At 45.2% G+C, this 547-nt stretch carries 1 protein-coding gene; it reads left to right on the forward strand.

What is annotated here, in order from left to right:
- A partial coding sequence (locus AACS18_RS07895) for a type I restriction endonuclease subunit R, EcoR124 family (protein WP_219928013.1) occupies positions 1-547 on the forward strand: 547 nt, incomplete at both ends.

Below are 547 nucleotides of genomic sequence, written 5' to 3' on the forward strand. Positions count from 1 at the left end.
AAGCTGCCAAAGTGCAAGGAATGCATTGGGGGCAGTCTGTCTACACATTTACTGACGCCTCAGAAGAGGATGGCGGTATTGATCGGGAAGTGTTGCTCGCCATAGAACAGCAAACCTACTTGGTGCTGGCCCTGCGTTACAAAGAGCTAGCTAGTAAAGATGATGGCGGCGGCTCAGATGGCGGTGATGTTCCTTTCGATATCAGTGGCTATTTAACAGAAATAGATACCGGCAAAATTGATGCCGACTATATGAACAGCCGATTTGATAAATACTTAAAGGAGCTGAATCAACACAAAGACTCTGCAAGTGTTGAAACGACACTAAATGAGCTACACAAGTCGTTTGCATCGCTCACCCAAGGCGAGCAAAGATACGCCAAGCTCTTTTTACATGATTTGCAGCGTGGTGATGCTAAATTAATTGATGGTCATTCGTTTAGAGACTACATCAATGACTACCAGAATCAGGCTGAACAGTCGCGGATTGCTGGTATTGTTGAGGCGCTTGGGTTAGACAAGGATTTGCTTCTTCAATTAATGAACGG

The organism is Aeromonas sp. HMWF015 (assembly GCF_963878965.1).
GTDB classification, from domain to species: domain Bacteria; phylum Pseudomonadota; class Gammaproteobacteria; order Enterobacterales; family Aeromonadaceae; genus Aeromonas; species Aeromonas veronii.